This window comes from Candidatus Enterococcus myersii (assembly GCF_017316025.1).
Lineage (GTDB): Bacteria > Bacillota > Bacilli > Lactobacillales > Enterococcaceae > Enterococcus_C > Enterococcus_C montenegrensis.
Genome location: NZ_JAFLVT010000008.1, coordinates 578,168 through 585,224 on the forward strand (window position 1 = coordinate 578,168; position 7,057 = coordinate 585,224).

Consider the following 7,057-nt stretch of genomic DNA (forward strand, 5'->3'; position numbering starts at 1 on the left):
TAAGAACCTGTCAGGCTCCCTTTGGTTTATAAGGGGAGTAGGACGGGTTTTTTAGCAGTAAAGCTAAGATTCTTTAAGGTTATCCTTGTAGAAAAAGTAGCCCCATGATTTGAAAAAGACTTTGCCTGCAGTACATTATTCAGCGACTCTAATTATTGGCTTAGATAAACTACTAGTCTTTATTTTTTTGCTATTACATACATAAGTTAAATTTGTGGGCGGTAGATGTAATCTGGATAAAATCGTTTTTGCTAGCAATATCAGTCTAATTGTTAAATAGGTCCGATAAAAAAATTAACAATAAAAAATCCTCCAAAGCCTTACGCAAGATTTTGGAGGATAGGTGTTATTCTTTGTAATTGTGGGTAGCCTGTAAAGTGCCGTCCTTTTTATAAATACGTAAAGTTGACTGTTTATTAGTAGCAATTTCTTTGCCCCGTTTAATCGCCTCTTCTTTGTTTGAATACGTATCACTAGCACGTTTAGCACCTACTGATAGTACTTCCCAAACATCATTCCTATATTTTACTAGCACATCAGCGGCTAATAATTTTGGTGCATTGTCATCTTTCTTGTGAAAATCATTTTTTTGCGGGTCGGCTGCTTGTTTAAATTCGGCTTTTTCTTTTTCATCGGCAGCGGCATACCATTTTTCTGCTTGACTCGTGGCAATCGGAATCGCGCGATCTTCAGGATAGCCATCTGCTAGTAGCGCATTGGCAATTTCAATTGTCTTCTTTTTTACTAAGGGCTCCAAATTTTTCAGTGATGCCGGATAGTCCAACATGTCCCATGCCATAAAATAACCCCCTTTGTATTGTTAATTTCATCATACTACGATAAAAATTTTTTTGAAATGGATAAGGTTGACTGAGAGATTTTATTAACGGAAAATAAGTTAGCATCTAATTAAAGCTAGTTTAATATGGGATAGAACAATGGATGTATTGCGAAATATTGTATCAAAAAGTATCAATAAAAAATTTACCCCATGCACGATTTTTAGAGCGGGGTAAATCAGTTTATTGATAATAATTATCTAAGAATAAGGATTTTTTTGAGCAAAACGTTCAGAAATTACCTGTTGAATCAAAGTTTCTATTTCTGCGACATCATATTTATTGCAGCAGTCAGAAAAAACATAGTAATAGCTTTCCCTTGTTCGAAAAGACTCAAGATATATATTTGAGAGCAGTATATCACCGGGAGTATCTTCTTCATACAGAACTAAATCCAGCTCATATTTATTTCCTAATGTATTTTTTAAAATTTGAATCGTAAGGGATGCTAAAAATGGATTAACACTATGGTGAACAGAAATCAAAATACGTTTATTTGATAGATCTTGCGCAATGTTTAAGATTGAAGAGTAGTTTATTTCAGATAAAATACTTCTATAACGCTGAAGTGGGTCATCAGGATAAAACTGGTTTTGACAAAAATCCATAAAGTCGTGGACGTCTTTGGAATCTGTAGGTGTTCTTAAATTTTGGGCTGTTAAAAAAATTCCCCAAGAATCGAAATTAAGCACAAAACCATTAAAATAATAAAGTTGTGAATGGTATTGATAGAGATAATGGGACAAGATGCGGTGCCTTTTTGGGAAAGCTTCACTTTCAATATAGCCAATACGACACAAGTAACTTAAAATTTGTTGATTTTGATAATCTAAGTAAGTTTTTTCTTCTCGTTGCTGTTTTGCCAGTCGAAAAGCAAATGACGAGTAAACTGAAAAATTTCGCGTACTACAGAAGAAATCGTAAAACATTAGACCTTCATGAAGTGTATAAGGGCGATCATAGTTTTTCATATATTGAAATAAAATACTATTTATAATATCAAAAAGCGGACGATCCTTTTGTTCAAAATCTTTTGGAAAACTGTAATCACGTGTTTGATTAAAGCGGGTAAAAGATATTTTCATCCATAGTTTAATTTGAAGTTCTTCCATCTGGTCAAAGGTTACGTCTAGTTGTTCTTTGAGGTCTTGGATAAGGGGACCATACATTTGATTGACTTCTTTACTGAACTCGCTTTTGTTTTCTTTTAAAAACCAATAATAGCTATAAAAAAAATAACGAATTTGATTTTCACTGCCGGTTATTTTTCCTCGTTTAATGGTTATTTGGAATTCTTCCAAAAGTTCGTTTAGTTCGGCAATCCGTCTATAGTAAGTTGCGGAGCTAATATTAAATTGATCTTGAAAAACTGGTCCGTTGATGGATCCATTGTCAAAAAGCCACTTCACTATTTGAAATTTTGTTGAGTGTTCTAAAAATTTTAGAAAGCACACTTTTAGCGGGAAGGTGGGATCTTTTTTAAAAGTGAGAGTTTGCTGTTCTTCGATTATTTCAATACTATTAGAGAAGCCATTTTCTACGACAAAATCAGCTAATAATGCCAGATACTCTGTCAATGTATTTGGTGTAATTACCAAATTTTTACAGAGTTCATCTTTGGTGCAAGTACCACCATTATTGTACAAATAAACCAGAATGTCGTTCATAAAATCATATGGTTTTTCTAATAACTCTCTTTTTAGCAAAGTAACACCCCCTTGGTAATACGATCAATGATTTCATAGCTTTAAAAATGCCAGTGGAAAATTAGTACATTTATATAATATTAGAAAAAATAAAAAAAATGAAGTAAAATGAAGTCGATTGAGACAAAAGGAGCGTAGCGAAATGAAAAAAACAGTAGTTATCGGTGCCTCCCATAGTGGACAGATGGTAGCAAGTGAAATTAAACGATTTGACCCGGATCATGAGGTTGTTTTAATTGAAAAGGAAAAAAATGTACCCTTTATTGCTAGTGGTATTAACTTAGTTTTAAAAAATAAAATCCACGATTTATCTGACGCAATCGCCCCCTTAGTCGATTTAGATAAAATTGGGGTTAAGTCTTTTTTTGGTTATGAAGTTGTTGAGATTAATTGGGATAAAAAAACTATTCGTTATACTAATGGCAAAGGTTTACAAGAAGAGGACTATACTAATTTAGTTCTTGCGACCGGTTCTAAACAGTACTTGCCGCGACAATACATGAATGTAAAAAATATTTATAGTTATAAATCATTTTCAGAATCTCTAGATGTTTTGAAAGTGTTAGAAAATGCTAATACTATTGCGATTTCAGGGACAGGTTATGTTGGGGTAGAATTAGGGGAAGTATTAACCCAATTGAACAAGCAAGTATCTATCATTGGGCCTACCAAAAACTTGATACAAGAGTATTACGATCAAGAAATAAGTGATTGTATTAAGCATAAATTTACTAATTACGGTACTTCTCTTTTTTTAGAAAATCAAATTATGGATATAAATGAAGAAAATAACAGGCTTAACTTACAACTTTTGGAGGGTTCTGTTGCTTGTGATGTTTTAATAATGGCGAATAATTCAAGGCCTAATAGTGAACTATATTGGAATGGTTTAAGAATTTCGCAAGACAAAACAGTAGAAGTTAATCAGTATCTTCAAACCAATCAACCGCAAGTATATGCTATCGGGGATCTTATTGCATTACCGAATTTACTGACTAAGAATAAGACAAGACTATCGCTAATTACCGAGGCACGACAAACGGCTAGGATTGCAGCGTTAAATATAGTTGGGAAAAAAACTGTTATGCCAAAACAACTTAATATTTCTACAACGCAACTTTTTGGATTATATTTTGGTTCAGTGGGCTTAACGAAAGAAAAACTTGAACAGTCGAATATTGCCTATAAGACGATTAGGGTTGGAAATCTCTCTTCGTTTGAGAAAATACGAATTTCATTGCATGTGGATTTTAAGGATAGAATAGTGGGTGTACAAATAGTAAGTGAAAAAAACATCCAGACGTTACTAGATCTGTTGGAAATTGTTATTAGAAGTGGCTGGAAAATGGAAGAGCTATATAGTAATAACACATCTTTTTTCCCAATGTCACCAAGTTTTACGTCCGTACTTCATGAAGCTGCAGCCTGCTACTTAGCACAAATACGAGAAGAGTAATCATTCATAGTATTAAACAATTATTGAAATTTTAAAAGGACACAAAAAAATTGCTGTAACGTAATTTTTACTATTTGATTGGTATTAGTAAAGGCAATAAAAAGCAGACCTANNTAGGTCTGCTTTTTATTGCGGGCGTACTATGGTTAAGATATCTCCAAACAAAGCGTAATTATTCCCAGCTAATCGCGCGACTGGTCGCAATTTTTCATTGAGAATATATTCTTTATCTAGGTCGAAAACACTTTCAGCAAAATAATAATCCAAAACTTTTAAAATAAATAAATCAGAGATTATCACGCCTTGATCATCTTTTAAAGGGATTTCGTGTTGTAACTTAACTTCTAAGCGAATTAATGGGTCGATAAGTCCAGGAGTGGCAACACTGCGACTTTTAACTGTTGGCATATCGATTAAAGAAAGTTCACTTTCATCAGGCTTTAGACTAGCGGCCGTTTCATTCATTTGATGTAAAATATTTTCATCTACGACATGAATGACCCCTTCTTTTGTCTGACTCAGGTTTCTGGCAGTATCTTTTTTTTGGCCATTTTTTCGGGTAGTTGCAATCAAAACATAAGGTAAGTCACTAGAGACTACTGTGAAAAAACTAAATGGCGCCAGATTAACGACATCATTTTCACTACTTTTGGTTGTAATCCAAGCAATTGGTCGCGGGGCAACTGCGCCTGTTAAAAATTTGTAATTTTGTTTTGGTGCCAATTTATCGGCTGAAAAATGGATCATAAATGAGCCTCCTTAAAAATAAGAATACAATAATACCCGAACGTCAATTGTGCTACCTATTTGCTGTCTATTTTTATCATATCAATTTATAGACAACAGTAAAACGATAGCGTTGTGTTCGGGTAATTATCTTACTTATTTTAAATGAATTGAATTAAAAATCGGGATGATTTTATTCTTACGCACGTTTAGTATTGGCATCACTTGTGTCAAATGGGCGTACATAATCTTCAATTTCTTGTCGTTTGGGTTCCAAGAAAGGTGGTAAAGATAAAATTTCGCCGGCGGTTTCATAAGTTTCGTCTTCTAAAAAGCCAGGACCATCTGTTGCAAGTTCAAATAAGACATTTGGTGCAGCCATGAAGTATTCAGAGGCAAAGTAAAAACGTTCTGTGAACCCTGAATTTGGAAATTCCAACTCATTAATGCGACCAATCCACCATTCCAGAGCTTCTTTATCCGCAACGCGTAATGCTAAGTGGTGCACATTACCAAAACCTTCTGTAGCTCGAGGGATATCATCGCGGTGTTCTACAATAATGCTGGCACCGTTACCCCCTTCACCAATTTCAAATAAATGAAAGTCTCCATCATTTGCTGTTTCTTTAAAACCTAAAACATTTGTTAGAACTAAATTCATGTGTTCAAAATTTTCAATTGTAACAAAAGCAGGCCCTAAGCCAATTAGCGCATGCTCACTTGGCACATTGCTGTTTTTCCAAGGTGTACCACCGGCAACGCCTTGGTTATTTTGGTCAGAAATCAATTGATAGCGTTGATTATCAAAATCTTCAAATTCCATATACTTCTTACCAAAGCGTTCTTTAATTTCGCCATGTTCGACTTTGTGATCATCAAAACGAGATGTCCAGTAGGTCAAAGCAGCATCATCTTTGACACGAAAGGAAGTACGAGAAATTGTATTTGTACCTTTCGTACCTTTTGGAATACCTGGAAAGTCAAAAAATGTCATATCTGTTCCGGCAGAACCTAAGTCGTCTGTGAAATATAGATGATAAGTTTCGATATCATCTTGATTTACTGTCTTTTTAATTAGACGCAGTCCTAAGATATCAGTAAAAAAGCGATAGATTTTTTCAGCGCTTGAAGTCATTGCAGTAACGTGGTGAAGCCCTCTAATTTGTGTATCCATTTTAATTCCTCCAAATTGGTCAAATAGTATTCTTACTAAAAGTAAGTATAACGATTAAACATATTTTCAGCAATTAATATGCTTTAATTACTTATTAAAATATGGAAAAGCTTATCCACTTAAATTATATATCCCACTTTTTTGAATGAATTTCAATTGAAAAAATTTACCATAGTCTGTTACTTTGGAGTACACTAAATAGTAATAAAAGTAAAGGATGTGTTGGTTTGAAACAAAATCATCTGTTTTTTGATTTGGATGGTACCATTATCAATTCACAAAAAGGAATTTTTTCTTCGATTCGTTATGCATTACAAAAAATGAACTTATCGGATTTATCAGATGAAGAACTACTTTCCTTTATTGGACCACCGCTGTTAACATCATTTAAAAAAATCGGTATGGATGAAGAACAAGCAAACAAGGCGGTTGTTTTTTATCGTGAACATTATCAACAAAGTGGGATGTTTGAAATCACTCCTTATGAAGGTATCGAGGAAGCTTTAACCAAACTAGCTAAGGAAAAGCAGCTTTATTTAGCTACTTCAAAACCAGAAGTTTTTGCCAAGGCAATTTTAGATTTTTTGGATTATACACAATATTTCACTGGGATATATGGCGCCGACTTGGATAATAAACGCAGTGAGAAAGCAGCAGTTTTAGCTTATGGGCTTGAAAGTACTGGATTAAAAGATAAATCTACTGCTGTCATGATTGGTGATCGGGAAAATGATATTTTAGGTGGTAAAGCAAATAATATTTTACCAGTTGGTGTTTTGTATGGCTTTGGCGACCAAGCAGAATTAAAGGCAGCAGGGTGCGAAATTTTTGTTGAATTACCAAAAGATCTAATTAACTTGTTTAATGGATAACTAAAAGAACTAGGTTTTGATACCTAGTTCTTTTAGTATTTAAAATGGGAAAAAGAGCAATACAGAAAAAATATAAAAAAAATTTTAACGAATTTATTGAGCGTAGTCATCGACAACCTAAGATAAATATGACTTATTTTCTTTTGATTAACCCGGGTTAATTTTTTGAATTCGGTGTAAATACGAACGTTGGGATGGAAGCTAGGATTATACAAGTTTACATCGGCAGATTTTTTTGTTTTTTTATGTTGACCAATGCTTCTTAAAGTGGTAAATTAATCAAC

The 7,057-nt window shown here is 33.7% G+C and carries 6 protein-coding genes; 2 read left to right on the forward strand and 4 right to left on the reverse strand.

What is annotated here, in order from left to right; all coding sequences use genetic code 11:
* Nucleotides 1-346: 346 nt before the first annotated feature.
* Together JZO76_RS08320 and JZO76_RS08325 are read right to left on the reverse strand one after the other, a co-directional pair.
* Complete coding sequence (locus JZO76_RS08320) at nucleotides 347-799, reverse strand: DUF2188 domain-containing protein (RefSeq protein ID WP_206903636.1); 453 nt, start codon at nucleotides 797-799, stop codon at nucleotides 347-349.
* 240 nt (nucleotides 800-1,039) lie between these two features.
* Nucleotides 1,040-2,545: a helix-turn-helix domain-containing protein gene (locus JZO76_RS08325; protein ID WP_206903637.1), complete on the reverse strand. Its 1,506-nt coding sequence runs from the start codon at nucleotides 2,543-2,545 to the stop codon at nucleotides 1,040-1,042.
* A 142-nt stretch (nucleotides 2,546-2,687) separates the two neighbouring features.
* On the opposite strand from JZO76_RS08325, the gene JZO76_RS08330 reads away from it, so the two are divergent.
* Nucleotides 2,688-4,001, forward strand: a complete 1,314-nt coding sequence (locus JZO76_RS08330) for an FAD-dependent oxidoreductase (RefSeq protein ID WP_206903638.1) — start codon at nucleotides 2,688-2,690, stop codon at nucleotides 3,999-4,001.
* Between the two features lie 126 nt (nucleotides 4,002-4,127).
* Here JZO76_RS08330 and JZO76_RS08335 read toward each other — a convergent pair whose 3' ends face one another.
* Nucleotides 4,128-4,748, reverse strand: coding sequence for a flavin reductase family protein (locus JZO76_RS08335; RefSeq protein WP_206903639.1), 621 nt, complete (start codon nucleotides 4,746-4,748; stop codon nucleotides 4,128-4,130).
* Nucleotides 4,749-4,926: 178 nt separating this feature from the next.
* Nucleotides 4,927-5,901 (reverse strand): ring-cleaving dioxygenase, encoded by a 975-nt coding sequence (locus JZO76_RS08340; RefSeq protein ID WP_206903640.1) that lies wholly within the window; start codon nucleotides 5,899-5,901, stop codon nucleotides 4,927-4,929.
* Between the two features lie 227 nt (nucleotides 5,902-6,128).
* Here JZO76_RS08340 and JZO76_RS08345 point away from each other — a divergent pair, with 227 nt between their 5' ends.
* Complete coding sequence (locus JZO76_RS08345; protein WP_206903641.1) at nucleotides 6,129-6,773, forward strand: HAD hydrolase-like protein; 645 nt, start codon at nucleotides 6,129-6,131, stop codon at nucleotides 6,771-6,773.
* The last annotated feature ends 284 nt before the right edge of the window (nucleotides 6,774-7,057 follow it).

Coding starts and splice junctions, on each gene's coding strand:
- JZO76_RS08320 (WP_206903636.1), bottom strand. CDS start 799: ATGGCATGGGACATGTTGGACTATCCGGCATCACTGAAAAATTTGGAG.
- JZO76_RS08330 (WP_206903638.1), top strand. CDS start 2,688: ATGAAAAAAACAGTAGTTATCGGTGCCTCCCATAGTGGACAGATGGTA.
- JZO76_RS08335 (WP_206903639.1), bottom strand. CDS start 4,748: ATGATCCATTTTTCAGCCGATAAATTGGCACCAAAACAAAATTACAAA.
- JZO76_RS08340 (WP_206903640.1), bottom strand. CDS start 5,901: ATGGATACACAAATTAGAGGGCTTCACCACGTTACTGCAATGACTTCA.